Below are 17,224 nucleotides of genomic sequence, written 5' to 3' on the forward strand. Positions count from 1 at the left end.
TCAAAAACAAGAACTTATAAATATAGGAATATTTATCGAAAAATGTCTTTCGAGTAGTTGCCCCATGGCAAATAGAATGGTACGCTTCAAATATTAAAGAAACGTGAGGTATTGATATATGGAAGAACGATCACAGCGCAGAAAGAAAAAAAGAAAACTAAAAAAATGGGTGAAAGTTGTTGCCGGATTAATGGCTTTTTTAGTCATTGCGGCAGGCTCTGTCGGCGCCTATGCTTTTGTAAAGCTGAACAATGCTTCTAAGGAAGCTCATGTCAGCCTTGCACGCGGAGAACAATCTGTAAAACGGATCAAAGAATTTGATCCTGGAAAAGATTCTTTTTCTGTATTGCTCTTAGGAATTGATGCCAGGGAGAAAAACGGCGAGACCGTCGATCAGGCAAGAAGTGACGCGAATGTGCTGGTTACATTTAATCGGAAAGAAAAAACAGCTAAAATGCTGAGCATTCCGCGTGACGCCTATGTAAACATCCCAGGCCACGGGTATGATAAATTCACACATGCTCACGCTTACGGCGGCGTTGACTTAACTGTGAAAACAGTTGAAGAAATGCTGGATATTCCAGTCGATTATGTCGTAGAAAGCAATTTCACGGCTTTTGAAGACGTCGTAAACGAGTTAAATGGCGTCAAAGTAACTGTAAAAAGCGATAAAGTCATTCAGCAAATCAAAAAAGATACAAAAGGTAAAGTCGTTCTTCAAAAAGGAACACATACGCTTGATGGGGAAGAAGCGCTCGCTTACGTAAGAACACGTAAAGCGGACAGTGACCTTTTACGCGGGCAAAGACAAATGGAAGTGCTGAGCGCCATTATAGATAAATCAAAATCATTGAGCTCAATTCCGGCTTATGATGATATTGTGGATACGATGGGGCAAAATTTAAAAATGAACTTATCTCTTAAAGATGCCATCGGCCTGTTCCCGTTCATCACTTCATTGAAATCAGTTGAGTCTATTCAGCTGACGGGTTATGATTATGAACCTGCCGGAGTCTATTATTTCAAATTGAATCAGCAAAAGCTGCAGGAAGTTAAAAAAGAGCTGCAAAACGATTTAGGTGTATAATGAACGGGATGGCGATTACGCCATCCCGTTTTACATATTTCCTTGTTGAAAATTATCAAAGTAACGTTTAGCCTTAATTTATATGGATTATGTTTCACAGGCAAGCTGAACATACTACACGAAGCAGCTTCATTTTTAAGGAGGTTCCCCTACATATGAAATGTATTGCGATTGATCTAGACGGAACATTACTGAATAAAGAAAGCGTCATTTCTGCGGAAAACAGAGAGGCGATCAAGCGGGCCGTTGATGCCGGCATCCTCGTCACCATTTGCACGGGAAGAGCGACATTTGATGTAAAAGCGCTGCTGGATGACTTGGACATCCCTATCATTGCAGCTAATGGCGGTACGATCCACGACACGGGTTACCGTTTGATCAGCCGGACATTAATGGATCAGGAAGCCGGTAAAGCGATTGCTGATTACTTACTTTCAAAAAACATTTACTTTGAGGTATATACAGATGACCATCTGCTTTCTCCTTTTGACGGCGAAGCTAAGCTGCACGCGGAGCTTGACATTCTAAAGAGCGCAAACCCAAACGAGCAGACGGATGACTTGTGGCAAGGAGCCATGACTCAATTCAAACAGTTTGGCATTAAACCAATCCCTCATATCGAATCGGTTTTTGACGGCGGTGAAAACATTTATAAGCTTCTTTGCTTCTCCTTTGATATGGACAAGCTGAAACAAGCGAAGGAAGAACTGAAGCATCATAAAAAACTGGCGCAAACCTCTTCAGGAAAACATATTATCGAAATCCTGCCGGCCTCGTCAGGAAAAGGACGCGCGTTAACAAAGCTGGCTGACATATACGGAATTGAAACACAGGATATCTATGCGATCGGCGATAGTCCAAACGATTTGTCCATGTTTGAAGTCGCCGGACACCGTATCGCCATGGAAAATGCGATTGATGAATTAAAAGAAAAAAGCACCTTTGTCACAAAAAGCAATGACGAAAATGGTGTGGCCTACTTTATAGACCAGCTTCTTTCGGGGCAATATGCATAAAGAAAAGACTCCAGAGATTGGAGTCTTTTTCTTTTATTGCACCCGTATACTTCCTGCGTATTTATCCTTCCAATATGTGCTCGTGTTCATATTGGTAATGGTCACGCCGTTTGATAATGTGACATGAACAACTTGTCCGTTTCCGATATAGATGGAGGGATTTAAGCTTGTTGATTGAAAGAACACAATGTCTCCCGGCTTCAGGTCCGCCTTCTCAATCTTAGTTCCGGCATTGTACTGGCTTGTTGCGTATCGAGGCAGGGAAATACCGGCTGCTTTCTGGTATACATATTGGACAAATCCAGCTGTATCAAATCCCGTCTCAGGTGTTACTCCGCCCTGTTTGTAAGGCACTTCTCCGACATAAAGCGTCGCTTCGGAAACAATCGGATTTTCTTTCGGGATTGTCAGGTTGTCAAATCGGCGAATACCCGTCATCTTCGATTTCCAGTAATCCTCTGACAAATAGGAAATGGTTACTTTTTCTGACCGGCTTGCCTGAATGAACCTGCCTGCGCCCGCATAAATGCCTGCATGTGAAATTCCCGTTTTATACGTATTGCTGAAATAGACGACATCACCAGGCTTTATGTTCTGAGGGGCTACCTTCTCGCCCACTGCCCACTGCTGTTCGGCTGATCGCGGCAGATAAATGCCGAGTGCCTGTTGAAACACATATTGCACAAGCCCCGAGCAATCAAAGCCCTCTGACGGCGTGCTTCCGCCAAACACATATGGGACACCGATATATTTTTCGGCCTCCTGAACGACAGGAACATCAGCCGTTGCCGGATCGGCAGCGATTCGTCTCGCCCCGATATAAGTTCCGCTCCAATAGCTGCTTTTTTTGTAATTGGTGATGATAACCCCTTTTGACTGTGTACTGTGAACCATTTGGCCGTCTCCGATATAAAGGGCGTCATGTGTCGGAACAGTGCCGGTGCTTCCCTCTTTCTTGAAAAACAAAATATCACCCGGCTTCAGGTTTTCCGGTTTTACAGCTGTTCCGATTTTATACTGGTCGTTTACAGATCTCGGCAGATGAATATCAGCCTTACTGAACACATATTGTATCAATCCTGATGGATCGAAACCCTCTTTCGGCGTTTCCCCGCCATATTTATACTGATATCCAAGCAGGTTTTTTGCTTCGCTGACAATCAATTCTGATGATGTATCAGCTTCCGCAATCTCCGCTTTTGTCATAATTGGAACCAAAAAACAAATGATAACCGCCACAAGCAAAAACTTCTTCCAGTTTGCCAGTGTGTTCACTTTTATTATCTCCTCCTCTTTTTGCAGTTTTAACATCGGTATTTTTTTGAATATGTTAAGAGACTTTTTAATATTTTTACAGAATGAATATGCTGGGCAAATAAAAAGAGAGTGTCTCATCAGACACTCTCTTTTTTGAATTATTTATTGGCGTTTACCGGTTCTTCCTGCTGCTGGATTTTATTCATTTCCATATCAATCTTCTGTTTTTCCTGATCTGTCAGCTGATCATTGAATTTAAAAGCTGACATAAACATGAACACGATGGCTACGGCAACAAACGGCCAGATGGCTTTGACAAATTTCATCTTTATCACTCCGATTATTTAGATTTTAGTTTGTCACTATGATCAATATCAAACGTCAGTTTTCCGTCTTCTACTTTCCAAGCGAAATTAGAGTCTTTCGTCAGTTCGCGAATAATGGTTTTCTGTTTAAGGCTGTCTTTTTTCACAGGCGCAGGTGTCGCTTCATGGATATCGATCGGTGTCACTTCAAAGCGTCCTGTTCCATTTTTCTTCAGGTGATACTGAACCAGTGCACTGTCTCTTGTTCTCGTCCAGCCTTGGTCAAAGACAAAGTTGCCGAGGCTGTAGAAAATGACGGTTCCGTTATATACTTCAATCGGTTCTAAGACGTGCGGGTGATGGCCGACGATGATGTCAGCTCCCGCATCAGACATGGCTCTTGCAAGCTGGCGCTGGCGGTCATTTGGATCATTGTCATACTCTTGTCCCCAGTGTGACTGCACAACAACAATGTCCGCATGTTTTTTCGCTTCTGAAATCATAGGGATGAAGATTTCAGGATCTGCGGGCAGCACGCCCGGCGTATTCTTTTTAGCCGCGAAACCTTTCCCGGACACATCGGTAAAGCCAAGCGTCGCAATCGTTACCCCGTTGACTTTCTGGTACGAAATTTTCTTTTTCGCATCACTTAAGCTGTATCCCGCTCCAACGATATCAAGATTTTGCTTCGCAAATTCTCCAAGCGTATCTTTCATGCCCTGAACGCCGTAATCCATTGCGTGGTTGTTGGCGCTGTTGAGAACCGTGAAATTCATATCCTTCAAGACTTTCACTGATTCCTTATTCGTCTGCAGATGAATCTCTTTATCTGCTTGTTTATAATTCTTTTGATAGGTTACCGGGTTTTCAAAGTTTCCTGCTACATAATCCGAGGCTCTAAAGATCGGTTCAACATATTGAAAAATACTGTCTGCCCCTTTTTGCTCCGTTACTTTTTCAACATAGCGTCCCATCATAATATCGCCTACAAATGAGGCTGAGAGTACGTCGTCAGAATACGTTTTGACCTTCGGCGTTTCCGCTTTTCCCGCCCACATGAAAGCGAACATAAGGACAAAAACGATCGGAATGGCAATAAATACGTGCTTATTGGTTTTCTTTTTTTGCTGTTTTGTCAGCTTTAGCAGCTTTTCATGAAAGCTCAGTTCTTTTTTCATCGTTTGACACACCTTACATTAAATTAAGTAGTAAACAAACATGATAGCAAAGGTCGCTCCGCTCAATAGCAGCGTGCTTCCGAACGTAATGGTTAAACCTTGTTTCTGAATGGTATTGGCAATTAAACCTGGCACGATGATGCCGATTCCTCGAAATTCTGCGATTTCAAATGGTACAATCGGGTATAGAAAATCAAACGCGATTTTTAGGACGATCCCTGTTATCAGCATGGCAGCGAATTTTCTGCGTCCGTACAAAATCATAAATTTGGATAAACCGTATTTCACAATGACATACGTGAGCAAGCTCACTAGCAAAACAAGTAAAATAAAGACCGGCTGATTAAACACAAGTCCTAAATATCCCGGTACAACAAGTCCTGCCGGCACGATCCCTGTTTTTTCCGCAAAAATTAAACTGAGTAGTACACCTAAAATTAGTGCGATGTATAAATCTGATCCGAACATGTCTGCATTTCCCCCTAGCTTACGAGCTGCTTTACCTTGTATTCGTGGATTTTTTCAATTAAAGGCTCTGCGGCACCATGAATATTGCCGACGCCATATATGACACGGTTGTGCATTCTTTTCTTTAACAATTCCATAATTTCATCTGTTGACTTATACTCTAGATCATGCAGTTTGTCTGCAGGAATTTTGCCTTCTTCGTAGGCTTTTACGATCGGTTCTGTTGTTTCACCGATTAAGATCAGTTCACTTGCTTCAATATAAGGCAATACGTCATTTGCGAATTGCTGTGTCCGATCGACACGGTCTGCGCGGCAGTTCATGATGATGATCGGATCATCGGTCGGGTAACCGATTTCTTTTACACGTTTCCATATATTCAAAGTAGAAGAAGCGTCGTTTGCGGCAAACCCATTAACAAAGTGCCCAGGCTCGCTCGGACTGATCAGCGGAAGAATTCTCATTGCTCCCGGATCTGGCGGCGCATTCAGCATTCCCTTAAATGCTGTTTCTTCGTCAATGCCGAGTGCTTGAGCCACACCCAGCGCCAGAGAAGCGTTATCAGGGAATACCATGTATTCAAATTTACGTAAATACTCATCTGTAATTTTTGAGTTATCAGCAATGATGACTTTTGTGTTTCGTTCTTTTGCTTTTTGTTTAAAGAACTCGGTATATTCACTATCTGTAATGACAAGATGGCCATTATAAGGAATTGTAGCAGTAAACGCTTCTGCAATTTCATCAAGCGTCGGCCCCATGACATCCATATGGTCTTCCAAAACATTCACAATGACGCCGATATTGGCCTGCAGAAGTTCTTCCTGAAAGATGATTTGATAATCTGGGTTAACAGCCATGCATTCACTGACAATCGCGTTAGCCCCTCTTTCTACTGTTTCTCTCATGACTTCTTTTTGCTCTCCGATATTCGGCCCCTGAGGTTTCCGTTTAATCGGCTTTTCCTCCGGTGTGTCCCAGTAAATCATTCTTGCATCTGTTCCTGTTGTTTTTCCAACAGTCTTGTAACCGGCTTCTATTAATATTCCGGTTGTCAGCCTTGTCACAGTCGATTTTCCGCGGATGCCGTTAATATTCACCCGAACAGGGAGGGCATCAATGTTTTTCTGATGTCGTCGTTTTTCTAATATTCCGATGACCAGTATGACAGCACAGGCTATAATGAGTAACCACATTGCTTTTCGACATCTCCTTCTATATTGTTGTAAATTCATTCATCAGTATATAGAATCACTATGAATTCTCAATCGGCATTATGTAACATAATCTTCCCTAATCGACTAAGCCAAACTTCTCTTTTGAAAGAGATTTTATACCTACAAACTGTTTTCTATTTTTGGAAAACAGCAGGACTTATACCTTATCACTTTTTAAAAAAATCAAAGAGAATGCGCTTTCATTTTTCTCCTGATATCCTTCTGGACGTATAGTCACACCCTGCTGTTTGTATTTAATATGCATTTCAAATCAATCTTTTTTTCAGCCTTTGTTATCAAGCATTTCCTGCTATCATGCGTGTTTCCGGTTCTTATGAACACAAAATAATTTTATCCTGTTTCTTAAGGACAAGGTCATAATGTCATCCTTTCTGCATGGAATAAGCAATATGAGGCCCATTCCAAAATGACTAAGGAGGTTCGAGATGAAAACGCTAAACATACGAGTCCGAATTCTCTAACATAATTAAACATTTTCTGGGATGATAGTCTTTTCTGTTTCTCCCCATTTACAGGTCTAAACGCATGACTTTGAAACAATTTTAATAAAACTTAATATTTGTTCAAGAAATCTTCATCCATATTTGTGAAGACTTTGTCAAAAAAAGAGTGAAAACCTTAAATTTTTCAATTATATATACAATTTACAATTAGATTTCTTTTGATATTTTTATTGCTAACTTCGGATTGTTCATGATAATCTATCTATGTAAACGGTTACATAAACAAGGAGGAGCTGTTTTGGCTACAATTAAAGATGTCGCCGGAGCGGCGGGCGTTTCAGTTGCGACGGTTTCCCGCGTCCTGAATGATAACGGCTATGTACACGAAGAAACGCGAACGCGTGTCATAGCGGCGATGGCGAAGCTGAACTATTACCCGAATGAAGTCGCCAGATCTCTATATAAAAGAGAATCCCGACTGATCGGACTTTTGCTCCCGGATATCACAAACCCTTTCTTCCCCCAGCTTGCCCGCGGTGCGGAGGATGAATTGAACCGGGAAGGCTATCGCCTTATTTTCGGCAACAGTGACGAGGAATTGAAAAAAGAACTTGAATACCTTCAAACCTTTAAGCAAAATCATGTCGCAGGCATTATTGCCGCAACGAATTACCCGGATCTCGAGGAATACAGCGGCATGAATTATCCAGTTGTTTTTCTGGACAGAACGCTTGAAGGGGCTCCTTCTGTGTCCAGTGACGGCTATACAGGAGGAAAGTTAGCCGCCCAGGCTATCATTCACGGAAAAAGCCAGCGCATTACGCTCTTGAGAGGACCCGCTCACCTGCCGACCGCTCAAGACCGATTTAACGGCGCTTTGGAAATCTTAAAGCAGGCTGAAGTTGATTTTCAGGTCATTGAGACAGCTTCATTTTCAATTAAAGATGCACAATCGATGGCGAAGGAGCTGTTTGCCTCTTATCCAGCGACAGATGGTGTGATCGCGAGTAATGATATTCAAGCCGCTGCCGTTTTACATGAAGCATTGCGGCGCGGAAAAAACGTGCCGGAGGACATTCAAATTATCGGCTATGATGACATTCCGCAAAGCGGACTTCTGTTCCCGCCACTTTCTACAATTAAACAGCCCGCATATGATATGGGGAAAGAAGCTGCCAAACTGCTTTTGGGTATCATTAAAAAACAGCCGCTGGCAGAAACGGCAATTCAAATGCCTGTCACCTATATAGGAAGAAAGACGACAAGAAAGGAAGATTAAGATGCGTAATATTTGTGTGATTGGTAGCTGTTCTATGGATTTAGTGGTCACCTCGGACAAACGCCCAAAAGCCGGTGAAACGGTTCTTGGCACGTCATTTCAGACTGTGCCGGGCGGCAAAGGAGCAAATCAGGCCGTTGCCGCAGCCAGACTTGGGGCGCAAGTGTTTATGGTCGGCAAAGTTGGAGACGATCATTATGGAACAGCTATTTTGAATAATCTCAAAGCTAACGGCGTTCGCACTGATTATATGGAACCGGTTACACATACGGAAAGCGGAACCGCTCATATTGTGCTTGCTGAAGGCGACAACAGCATTGTCGTTGTCAAAGGCGCGAACGATGACATCACCCCAGCGTATGCGTTAAACGCGCTCGAACAGATTGAAAAGGTCGATATGGTGCTGATTCAGCAGGAAATCCCAGAAGAAACGGTTGATGAGGTGTGCAAATACTGCCATTCTCACGATATCCCGATCATACTAAACCCAGCACCGGCCCGCCCGCTCAAGCAGGAAACAATTGATCACGCTACCTATCTGACGCCGAATGAACACGAGGCTTCGATTTTATTCCCTGAGCTTACCATTTCCGAAGCTCTGGCGCTTTATCCGGCAAAGCTCTTTATTACGGAAGGAAAACAAGGCGTCCGCTATTCGGCTGGCAGCAAAGAGGTGCTCATCCCGTCCTTCCCTGTAGAACCCGTTGATACAACCGGAGCCGGTGATACGTTTAACGCAGCATTTGCCGTGGCCCTGGCTGAGGGAAAAGACATTGAAGCCGCATTGCGGTTTGCCAATCGTGCCGCTTCCCTTTCTGTCTGCTCCTTCGGTGCCCAAGGCGGAATGCCGACAAGAAATGAAGTAGAGGAGCTGCTGTCATGAAAAAACACGGTATACTGAACAGCCATCTTGCCAAGATTTTAGCCGACCTTGGCCACACTGATAAAATTGTCATCGCGGATGCCGGACTGCCGGTTCCTGACGGCGTTTTGAAAATTGATCTTTCACTGAAGCCGGGCCTTCCGGCTTTCCAAGATACAGCGGCAGTACTGGCTGAGGAAATGGCGGTCGAAAAAGTCATTGCTGCAGCTGAAATAAAAGCATCCAATCAGGAGAATGCGAAATTTCTAGAAAATCTTTTCTCTGAACAAGAGATTGAATACCTTTCTCACGAGGAGTTTAAGCTGCTGACAAAAGATGCAAAGGCAGTCATAAGAACAGGAGAATTCACACCATATGCCAACTGCATCCTGCAGGCAGGTGTACTTTTCTAGAAAGGAAGATGAAACATGCAGATTGAAATGAAAGACATTCATAAAACATTCGGAAAAAATCAGGTGCTGTCAGGCGTTTCCTTTCAGCTCATGCCTGGCGAGGTTCACGCATTAATGGGAGAAAACGGCGCCGGCAAGTCCACGCTTATGAACATTTTGACAGGCCTGCACAAAGCAGATAAAGGTCAAATCAGCATAAACGGAAACGAAACGTATTTTTCCAATCCGAAAGAAGCGGAACAGCATGGAATAGCCTTTATCCATCAGGAATTGAATATCTGGCCGGAAATGACCGTTCTTGAGAATCTATTTATCGGTAAAGAGATATCCTCCAAGCTGGGCGTTTTACAAACAAGAAAAATGAAAGCGCTAGCAAAAGAGCAATTTGACAAACTTTCCGTCTCTCTTTCTCTTGATCAAGAAGCCGGCGAATGTTCCGTCGGACAGCAGCAAATGATCGAAATTGCAAAAGCGCTTATGACAAATGCCGAGGTAATCATTATGGATGAACCGACCGCAGCGTTGACTGAACGTGAAATCAGCAAGCTCTTTGAGGTCATTACAGCGTTAAAAAAGAACGGCGTCTCCATTGTCTATATTTCGCATCGCATGGAAGAAATTTTTGCGATTTGCGACAGAATTACCATCATGCGTGACGGAAAAACGGTAGATACAACAAACATCTCAGAAACTGATTTTGATGAAGTCGTCAAAAAAATGGTCGGACGGGAGCTGACTGAACGATATCCAAAACGCACTCCTTCTCTCGGTGACAAAGTATTCGAGGTGAAAAATGCTTCCGTAAAAGGGAGTTTTGAGGACGTCAGCTTTTATGTGCGTTCCGGTGAGATCGTCGGTGTTTCAGGATTAATGGGAGCCGGCCGGACAGAAATGATGAGAGCGCTGTTCGGCGTTGACAGGCTGGACACGGGTGAGATATGGATCGCTGGGAAAAAAACGGCTATTAAGAACCCGCAGGAAGCCGTGAAAAAAGGTCTCGGCTTTATTACAGAGAATCGCAAGGATGAAGGGCTCCTGCTCGACACCTCGATCCGCGAAAATATTGCCCTGCCCAATCTGTCCAGCTTCTCACCAAAGGGTCTCATTGATCATAAGCGGGAGGCTGAATTTGTCGATCTGTTAATCAAGCGCCTCACTATCAAAACAGCATCACCGGAAACGCACGCACGCCATTTATCAGGAGGAAACCAGCAAAAAGTGGTGATAGCCAAGTGGATCGGCATCGGACCGAAAGTGCTTATCTTGGATGAGCCAACCAGAGGTGTGGATGTTGGCGCCAAACGAGAGATTTATACGCTGATGAATGAGCTGACCGAACGCGGTGTCGCTATCATCATGGTGTCATCAGAGCTTCCTGAAATTCTGGGAATGAGCGATCGGATTATCGTTGTCCATGAAGGCAGAATCAGCGGCGAAATCCATGCGCGAGAAGCAACACAAGAACGAATTATGACACTTGCCACGGGAGGGCGGTAATATGAAAACGGAACAACTGCAAACAGAACAAAAACGGATTCACTTCGACGGAGTCATGCAAAAACTCGGCCCGTTTCTTGGTTTATTTATTCTCGTTATCATTGTATCTATTTTAAATCCCAGCTTTCTTGAACCGCTGAATATTTTAAACCTGCTTCGCCAGGTCGCCATTAACGGATTAATCGCGTTCGGGATGACCTTTGTTATTTTGACAGGCGGCATTGATCTTTCTGTTGGCGCTATTCTTGCCCTGTCCAGTGCTTTAGTTGCGGGGATGATTGTGTCCGGTGTCGATCCGGTTCTCGCGATCATCCTTGGCTGTATCATTGGTGCCGTACTAGGCATGATCAACGGATTATTGATTACTAAAGGAAAAATGGCGCCCTTTATCGCCACGCTTGCGACCATGACTGTGTTTCGCGGACTGACGCTAGTGTATACAGATGGAAATCCGATTACCGGACTTGGCACAAACTACGGTTTTCAGATGTTCGGACGCGGTTACTTTTTAGGCATTCCTGTACCGGCAATTACGATGGTTCTTGCCTTTGTCATCCTTTGGGTGCTTCTTCATAAAACACCATTCGGACGCCGAACGTACGCTATCGGCGGCAACGAAAAAGCCGCGCTCATTTCAGGCATCAAAGTGACGCGCGTGAAAGTGATGATCTATTCTTTAGCCGGGCTTTTATCCGCTCTTGCAGGTGCCATATTGACTTCCCGCCTGCATTCGGCCCAGCCGACTGCGGGAGAATCGTACGAACTTGATGCTATCGCGGCAGTCGTCTTAGGAGGGACAAGTCTTTCCGGCGGCCGAGGACGCATTGTCGGCACGTTAATCGGGGTGCTGATCATCGGCACACTTAATAACGGACTTAATCTGCTTGGCGTCTCATCATTTTATCAGCTGGTTGTCAAAGGGATTGTTATCTTAATTGCGGTATTGTTAGACCGCAAGAAGTCAGCTTAGGAGGGTTTTACATGAAAAAGGCTGTATCCGTCATTTTAACGTTATCATTATTTTTGTTAACCGCCTGTTCGCTTGAGCCTCCCCAATGGGCAAAGCCATCAAACTCGGGGAACAAAAAGGAATTCACCATTGGCTTGTCCGTCTCAACGCTTAATAATCCTTTTTTTGTCTCATTAAAAAAGGGTATCGAAAAAGAAGCTAAAAAACGGGGAATGAAAGTCATCATTGTTGATGCACAAAATGATTCATCGAAACAGACGAGTGACGTGGAAGATTTAATTCAGCAAGGTGTTGATGCATTATTAATCAACCCGACTGATTCTTCGGCGATCTCAACGGCAGTAGAATCTGCAAACGCAGTCGGTGTGCCCGTCGTAACAATCGATCGATCTGCGGAACAAGGAAAAGTTGAAACCCTCGTTGCTTCCGATAATGTAAAAGGCGGTGAAATGGCCGCGGCGTTTATTGCCGACAAACTTGGAAAAGGAGCAAAGGTGGCAGAGCTTGAAGGCGTCCCCGGCGCATCTGCCACACGGGAACGCGGCTCAGGATTCCATAACATCGCAGACCAAAAGCTCCAAGTTGTCACAAAACAATCAGCTGACTTTGACCGCACGAAAGGCCTGACTGTCATGGAAAACCTGCTGCAGGGACATCCTGATATCCAAGCTGTTTTTGCTCACAACGATGAAATGGCGCTCGGTGCTCTCGAGGCAATTAACAGCTCGGGGAAAGACATATTGGTGATCGGTTTTGACGGCAATAAAGATGCGCTCGCTTCCATTAAAGACAGAAAGCTGTCAGCCACCGTCGCTCAGCAGCCTGAATTAATCGGTAAATTGGCTACAGAAGCAGCAGATGATATTTTGCACGGGAAAAAAGTGCAAAAAACAATATCCGCGCCTCTCAAACTAGAAACACAAAAATAATTGTCTGATGTTTAGGAACCTGCGATAACGTGAATAGAGATATAGAATGAATTATTTCTCTTACGTGAGGAGAGGAACGGCATGAACAAACCAACAAAACTATTTTCAACATTAGCACTTGCGGCTGGAATGACTGCGGCGGCTGCTGGCGGCGCTGGCACGATCCATGCTCAACAGCCAGAAACAACGGTAAGCATTGATGATTTATACAGTTATCCGATTGATTCTTATTTGGTATCAGCAGAGGCTCTAAATGTCAGAACGAAGCCTTCCGCATCAAGCCAGAAAGCCGATACGCTGCACTTAGGAGATAGCCTAAAGCTGATTTCCTTCTCAAATGCTGACTGGGCAAAGGTTAAGTATAAAAATGGAAAAACAGGATTTGTATCCACTCATTACATTGTTAAAGCAGCGACAACGGTAAAAACCAAAACAAAAACAAAAGTGTATACATCCGCTGACGGAAAGAGCATTAAGACTCTTCCAGCAGACACAAGCGTTTCTTTTTTAGGCTGGAGTAAAACGAATAAAGGCGGTTTTGATTTTGATTGGGTATTCGTTGATTACGGCGGTACGACAGGTTATATGAAAACAAAGGATTTACACATGACAAAATAACTGAGAGGGATTCCGCATAAATGCGGAATCCCTTTTATTATGAATTGATTTGTCACATTCCCAAGATATTTCTCAGGAAATATTGTCGTATGCTGTGTCGAAACCTTACATGATCATCGACATTTTTGTTCACGCTAAAAAGCGGAGGTGTAAATATGGATCAATTTGAAGCAGCATATGAATCGTATAAAGCCCGGCAAACAACTGCCGATCAAGAAAATGTTCCATCTGGAAAAGAAGAAATTATTGCGGTTAGAAGAAATGAGGAAGACAATATTATCGCAGTGAAAACCAATACAGGAAGAGAGCTCGACTACCCTACTGCGCTGTCAGAAGCAAAATCAGGAAAACTCGCTCATGTTGATGTCTTCCATAAATACGGGCGTGACATTTTGCGAAGTGAACCGGACGGCATCAAGGAAAATAACCTGTCTGAGCTGCCGGATTTTTAAACAAATACAGCCCTGCCGTATGTTGGACAGGGCTGTATTTTAAACAAAAGGCTGCTGGATGTATTCGGCTAACCGTTTTGCACTGTGAGAAATATCCTCTGCAGCTGCATAATTCACGCCATAGAACACATATGGAGGCAGATACTTCATGCCGATCAGATTACTCGTGGCCTGAAATGGTTTCAATAGCTCACTGATCGAGTAATGATTTGCTCCGCCCGCTTGATATTTTTCCGCTTCGCTCCCTGTTGATACAGCCAGCATCAGCTCCTTGCCATGCAAGGCATTTCCTTCTGAACCAAAAGCCCAGCCATAAGTCAGCACAAGATCCTGCCATTTTTTCAAGAGCGGCGGAGAGCTGTACCAATATAGCGGGAATTGAAAGACAATCCGATCGTATTCCTCGCACAGCTGCTGTTCCTTCGCAACATCTATCGCTTCATCCGGGTATTCCTTATAAAGATCCCGTACTGTGATATTGTCATGTTTACTCAATTCCTCAGCCCACGCCTTATTAACAACTGAGGTCTCCATATGAGGATGCACTGCCAAAACCAATATTTTCATCAGACCACACCTTTACTGTTTTGATGTTATTTTATCTAAAATCAGGAAAAGAGCCAAATAAAAAGAAAGCCCTGCTAAAAGGGGCTTTCTTTTTTTCTTTTATTCAGGGCTTCCTTCAGTTGTTTCGATATCTTTCGCAAAATCAGGGTTATCCAGATTCGCATTAAAGAAATCCGCTGTGTTCGGAAGTCTGAGATTCATGTTCATTTTTTGAGAAATCGTAACCGTGCAATCCTCAAGCACATAGTCAAAAACGTGTCCGCCTGAATTGCGTCCTTCGTCAATGAAGTGCAGGTGATAGCCAGAAACGGCGATTCCGTTTGCATAAGCTGGTGTCAAGAAACCTACAATCGTTCCTCTCACGTTGTCGAAGTTGAAAATCGGCTGTGTTTTGACCGCTTCAACCATTGGCACGTAAGGTTTTTCTTGAAGTTCTACTGTTCTTGTCTGCACCTTTTTAAACAATCCGTCAATGCGAATTGCATAAAATAAGTTTCTGCTTGGCAGCATGCTGTTGATCTCTTTTTCAAAGTCTTCGCGTGTCATTTTCGCATCAATTTTGTGCGTCATGTCCGGTGTAAAGAACGTAAATGAACAGAACGGTGAACGGTCTCCATTTTGGACCGGTGTCGCGGTTCCGTCTGAGCGAAGACGGTAAAATTCGCCGTCAAACCCAATCAGCTCTCCGTCAAGCTTGTTAAAGGTTCCGATACCGAAGTCTCCATATTTCGGAATCTCTGACAGTTCAAAATCTCCGTCATATACTCCGTCTAATAGAGAAGTCATTGTTGATACTTGATAAATCTGGCTCACAGGCTGATCTTTTTGACCACGGCTGAGCACTTGAATGTTGCTTTCTCGTTTCATATTTCCCTTCACTCCTTTTATTTAGTGCTGTTCATAAAACAGTGTCGTGATGCGCAGAGTGCTAGAGAGCTTTCGTTTTCATGAGTTCCCCGAATTCTTTCGGAAGCTTGTCACTTGCTAAATTAATGTTATCACTGTAGTCAACCGGGACATCGATGATGACAGGACCTTCAGCGTTCATGCCTTGACGCAGAACATCTGCCAGCTGGTCTGGTGATTCTACGCGCAAGCCAGTTGCTCCGAAGCTTTCCGCATATTTCACGATATCGATATTTCCGAAATCGACCGCAGATGTACGGTTATATTTTTTCAATTGCTGGAATGCAACCATGTCATATGTGCTGTCGTTCCATACAATGTGTACAATTGGTGCTTTTAGTCGAACTGCTGTCTCTAATTCCATTGCTGAGAATAAGAAACCGCCGTCACCAGAGACAGAAACCACTTTTTCTCCCGGTTTCACCAATGAAGCGCCGATTGCCCAAGGAAGCGCAACGCCGAGTGTTTGCATACCGTTACTGATCATTAATGTTAACGGCTCGTAGCTGCGGAAATAACGTGACATCCAAATGGCGTGCGAACCGATATCGCAAGTTACTGTAACATGATCATCGACTGCATTACGCAACTCTTTAACGATTTCAAGAGGGTGCGCTCTGTCTGATTTCCAATCTGCAGGCACCTGCTCACCTTCATGCATATATTGTTTTAAATCAGAAAGGATTTTCTGCTCACGCTCTGCAAATTCCACTTTCACAGCATCGTGTTCGATATGATTGATCGTGGACGGAATGTCACCGATCAATTCAAGATCAGGCTGGTAAGCATGATCAATGTCAGCGATAATCTCGTCTAAATGGATAATTGTCCGGTCTCCATTGATATTCCAGAATTTCGGATCATATTCAATCGGGTCATAGCCGATCGTCAGAACAACATCTGCCTGCTCTAGCAGTAAATCGCCAGGCTGGTTGCGGAACAAACCGATACGGCCAAAATATTGATCCTCTAAATCTCTAGAAAGGGTACCGGCAGCTTGATATGTTTCAACAAATGGAAGCTGAACCTTTTTCAAAAGCTTGCGAACCGCTTTAATTGCTTCCGGTCTTCCGCCTTTCATGCCGACCAAAACGACAGGAAGTTTTGCTGTTTGGATTTTTGCTATGGCCGCACTGATTGCATCATCTGCTGCAGGACCGAGTTTTGGCGCTGCAACAGCACGCACGTTTTTCGTATTTGTGACTTCATTCACAACATCTTGCGGAAAGCTCACAAAAGCGGCCCCAGCCTGCCCTGCTGACGCTATCCTAAATGCATTTGTAACAGCTTCCGGTATATTTTTTACATCTTGAACTTCTACACTGTATTTTGTAATCGGCTGGAATAGCGCCGCATTATCCAAAGATTGATGTGTCCGTTTTAAACGATCTGCACGGATCACGTTTCCAGCAAGCGCAACGACAGGGTCTCCTTCAGTGTTCGCTGTCAGCAGGCCTGTTGCCAAGTTAGAGGCACCCGGTCCTGATGTGACTAACACGACTCCCGGTTTTCCAGTTAAACGGCCGACTGCTTGGGCCATGAATGCTGCGTTTTGTTCGTGCCGGGCAACGATAATTTCAGGTCCTTTATCTTGTAAAGCGTCAAATACCGCATCAATTTTTGCACCTGGAATGCCAAATACATGTGTGACACCTTGCTCCACTAAGCAATCAACAACAAGCTCCGCCCCTCTGTTTTTCACAAGGGATTTTTGTTCTTTTGTTGCTTTTGTCAACACC

18 protein-coding genes are annotated in these 17,224 nt (G+C 44.0%); 10 read left to right on the forward strand and 8 right to left on the reverse strand.

Annotated features, from left to right (window positions below; translation table 11 throughout):
• Positions 1-118 precede the first annotated feature (118 nt).
• Together tagT and ywtE are read left to right on the forward strand one after the other, a co-directional pair.
• Positions 119-1,087, forward strand: coding sequence for a polyisoprenyl-teichoic acid--peptidoglycan teichoic acid transferase TagT (gene tagT / locus NST22_RS18745; RefSeq protein ID WP_003243404.1), 969 nt, complete (start codon positions 119-121; stop codon positions 1,085-1,087).
• A 155-nt stretch (positions 1,088-1,242) separates the two neighbouring features.
• Positions 1,243-2,103: a 5-amino-6-(5-phospho-D-ribitylamino)uracil phosphatase YwtE gene (gene ywtE, locus NST22_RS18750; protein WP_003244395.1), complete on the forward strand. Its 861-nt coding sequence runs from the start codon at positions 1,243-1,245 to the stop codon at positions 2,101-2,103.
• Positions 2,104-2,136: 33 nt separating this feature from the next.
• On the opposite strand, the gene pgdS is transcribed toward ywtE, so the two are convergent.
• From pgdS to pgsB, 5 genes are all read right to left on the reverse strand, one after another.
• Complete coding sequence (pgdS, locus tag NST22_RS18755; protein WP_003242751.1) at positions 2,137-3,378, reverse strand: gamma-DL-glutamyl hydrolase; 1,242 nt, start codon at positions 3,376-3,378, stop codon at positions 2,137-2,139.
• Positions 3,379-3,518: 140 nt separating this feature from the next.
• Complete coding sequence (gene edmS / locus NST22_RS18760) at positions 3,519-3,686, reverse strand: extrachromosomal elements maintenance protein EdmS (protein ID WP_003227896.1); 168 nt, start codon at positions 3,684-3,686, stop codon at positions 3,519-3,521.
• A 14-nt stretch (positions 3,687-3,700) separates the two neighbouring features.
• Entirely contained in the window at positions 3,701-4,843 is a 1,143-nt protein-coding gene (gene pgsA / locus NST22_RS18765; protein ID WP_003243306.1) for a capsular polyglutamate synthetase PgsA, read from the reverse strand.
• Between the two features lie 18 nt (positions 4,844-4,861).
• Positions 4,862-5,311 carry a poly-gamma-glutamate biosynthesis protein PgsC gene (pgsC, locus tag NST22_RS18770; protein WP_003227889.1) on the reverse strand — a complete coding sequence of 150 codons (450 nt, stop codon included), beginning with the start codon at positions 5,309-5,311 and terminating at the stop codon, positions 4,862-4,864.
• Positions 5,312-5,325: 14 nt separating this feature from the next.
• Positions 5,326-6,507, reverse strand: coding sequence for a poly-gamma-glutamate synthase PgsB (gene pgsB, locus NST22_RS18775; RefSeq protein ID WP_003227883.1), 1,182 nt, complete (start codon positions 6,505-6,507; stop codon positions 5,326-5,328).
• A 783-nt stretch (positions 6,508-7,290) separates the two neighbouring features.
• Between pgsB and NST22_RS18780 the strand changes: the two genes are divergently transcribed.
• The 8 genes from NST22_RS18780 (at position 7,291) to NST22_RS18815 (ending at position 14,012) form a co-directional block, all read left to right on the forward strand.
• Positions 7,291-8,271 (forward strand): LacI family DNA-binding transcriptional regulator, encoded by a 981-nt coding sequence (locus tag NST22_RS18780; RefSeq protein ID WP_003243647.1) that lies wholly within the window; start codon positions 7,291-7,293, stop codon positions 8,269-8,271.
• A 1-nt stretch (position 8,272) separates the two neighbouring features.
• The gene (gene rbsK, locus NST22_RS18785) at positions 8,273-9,154 is read left to right on the forward strand and encodes a ribokinase (protein WP_009968280.1); all 882 of its coding nucleotides are present in this window, start codon (positions 8,273-8,275) and stop codon (positions 9,152-9,154) included.
• Positions 9,151-9,546 (forward strand): D-ribose pyranase, encoded by a 396-nt coding sequence (gene rbsD / locus NST22_RS18790; RefSeq protein WP_003244175.1) that lies wholly within the window; start codon positions 9,151-9,153, stop codon positions 9,544-9,546. Before rbsK ends, rbsD begins: the two co-directional genes overlap by 4 nt.
• A 15-nt stretch (positions 9,547-9,561) precedes the next feature.
• Positions 9,562-11,043 carry a ribose ABC transporter ATP-binding protein RbsA gene (gene rbsA, locus NST22_RS18795; protein ID WP_003244379.1) on the forward strand — a complete coding sequence of 494 codons (1,482 nt, stop codon included), beginning with the start codon at positions 9,562-9,564 and terminating at the stop codon, positions 11,041-11,043.
• A gap of 1 nt (position 11,044) precedes the next feature.
• A complete protein-coding gene (gene rbsC / locus NST22_RS18800) occupies positions 11,045-12,013 on the forward strand; it encodes a ribose ABC transporter permease RbsC (RefSeq protein ID WP_009968282.1) in 969 nt (322 codons plus the stop codon).
• 11 nt (positions 12,014-12,024) lie between these two features.
• The gene (gene rbsB / locus NST22_RS18805) at positions 12,025-12,942 is read left to right on the forward strand and encodes a ribose ABC transporter substrate-binding protein RbsB (protein ID WP_003242760.1); all 918 of its coding nucleotides are present in this window, start codon (positions 12,025-12,027) and stop codon (positions 12,940-12,942) included.
• An 81-nt stretch (positions 12,943-13,023) separates the two neighbouring features.
• Entirely contained in the window at positions 13,024-13,560 is a 537-nt protein-coding gene (locus tag NST22_RS18810) for an SH3 domain-containing protein (RefSeq protein WP_003243596.1), read from the forward strand.
• Between the two features lie 155 nt (positions 13,561-13,715).
• Entirely contained in the window at positions 13,716-14,012 is a 297-nt protein-coding gene (locus NST22_RS18815) for a DUF3892 domain-containing protein (RefSeq protein ID WP_003243460.1), read from the forward strand.
• A gap of 39 nt (positions 14,013-14,051) precedes the next feature.
• Here the strand turns inward: NST22_RS18815 and NST22_RS18820 are convergent, their stop codons facing one another.
• The 3 genes from NST22_RS18820 to alsS all read right to left on the reverse strand — a co-directional run bounded on the left by NST22_RS18820 (position 14,052) and on the right by alsS (position 17,220).
• On the reverse strand, positions 14,052-14,579 hold the full coding sequence (locus tag NST22_RS18820; RefSeq protein ID WP_003242788.1) for an NAD(P)H-dependent oxidoreductase: 528 nt from the start codon (positions 14,577-14,579) through the stop codon (positions 14,052-14,054).
• A 99-nt stretch (positions 14,580-14,678) separates the two neighbouring features.
• Complete coding sequence (budA, locus tag NST22_RS18825; protein ID WP_003244457.1) at positions 14,679-15,446, reverse strand: acetolactate decarboxylase; 768 nt, start codon at positions 15,444-15,446, stop codon at positions 14,679-14,681.
• A gap of 61 nt (positions 15,447-15,507) precedes the next feature.
• On the reverse strand, positions 15,508-17,220 hold the full coding sequence (alsS, locus tag NST22_RS18830; RefSeq protein ID WP_003244057.1) for an acetolactate synthase AlsS: 1,713 nt from the start codon (positions 17,218-17,220) through the stop codon (positions 15,508-15,510).
• Positions 17,221-17,224: the final 4 nt, after the last annotated feature.

Origin of the sequence: Bacillus sp. PS237 (genome assembly GCF_037963345.1) — a bacterium.
Taxonomy (GTDB): Bacteria; Bacillota; Bacilli; order Bacillales; family Bacillaceae; genus Bacillus; species Bacillus subtilis.

Bases quoted from the DNA above. Each gene is read 5' to 3' on its own strand.
- tagT (WP_003243404.1), top strand. From the start codon at position 119: ATGGAAGAACGATCACAGCGCAGAAAGAAAAAAAGAAAACTAAAAAAA.
- ywtE (WP_003244395.1), top strand. From the start codon at position 1,243: ATGAAATGTATTGCGATTGATCTAGACGGAACATTACTGAATAAAGAA.
- edmS (WP_003227896.1), bottom strand. From the start codon at position 3,686: ATGAAATTTGTCAAAGCCATCTGGCCGTTTGTTGCCGTAGCCATCGTG.
- pgsA (WP_003243306.1), bottom strand. From the start codon at position 4,843: ATGAAAAAAGAACTGAGCTTTCATGAAAAGCTGCTAAAGCTGACAAAA.
- pgsC (WP_003227889.1), bottom strand. From the start codon at position 5,311: ATGTTCGGATCAGATTTATACATCGCACTAATTTTAGGTGTACTACTC.
- pgsB (WP_003227883.1), bottom strand. From the start codon at position 6,507: ATGTGGTTACTCATTATAGCCTGTGCTGTCATACTGGTCATCGGAATA.
- rbsK (WP_009968280.1), top strand. From the start codon at position 8,273: ATGCGTAATATTTGTGTGATTGGTAGCTGTTCTATGGATTTAGTGGTC.
- rbsD (WP_003244175.1), top strand. From the start codon at position 9,151: ATGAAAAAACACGGTATACTGAACAGCCATCTTGCCAAGATTTTAGCC.
- rbsA (WP_003244379.1), top strand. From the start codon at position 9,562: ATGCAGATTGAAATGAAAGACATTCATAAAACATTCGGAAAAAATCAG.
- rbsC (WP_009968282.1), top strand. From the start codon at position 11,045: ATGAAAACGGAACAACTGCAAACAGAACAAAAACGGATTCACTTCGAC.
- rbsB (WP_003242760.1), top strand. From the start codon at position 12,025: ATGAAAAAGGCTGTATCCGTCATTTTAACGTTATCATTATTTTTGTTA.
- NST22_RS18810 (WP_003243596.1), top strand. From the start codon at position 13,024: ATGAACAAACCAACAAAACTATTTTCAACATTAGCACTTGCGGCTGGA.
- NST22_RS18815 (WP_003243460.1), top strand. From the start codon at position 13,716: ATGGATCAATTTGAAGCAGCATATGAATCGTATAAAGCCCGGCAAACA.
- NST22_RS18820 (WP_003242788.1), bottom strand. From the start codon at position 14,579: ATGAAAATATTGGTTTTGGCAGTGCATCCTCATATGGAGACCTCAGTT.
- budA (WP_003244457.1), bottom strand. From the start codon at position 15,446: ATGAAACGAGAAAGCAACATTCAAGTGCTCAGCCGTGGTCAAAAAGAT.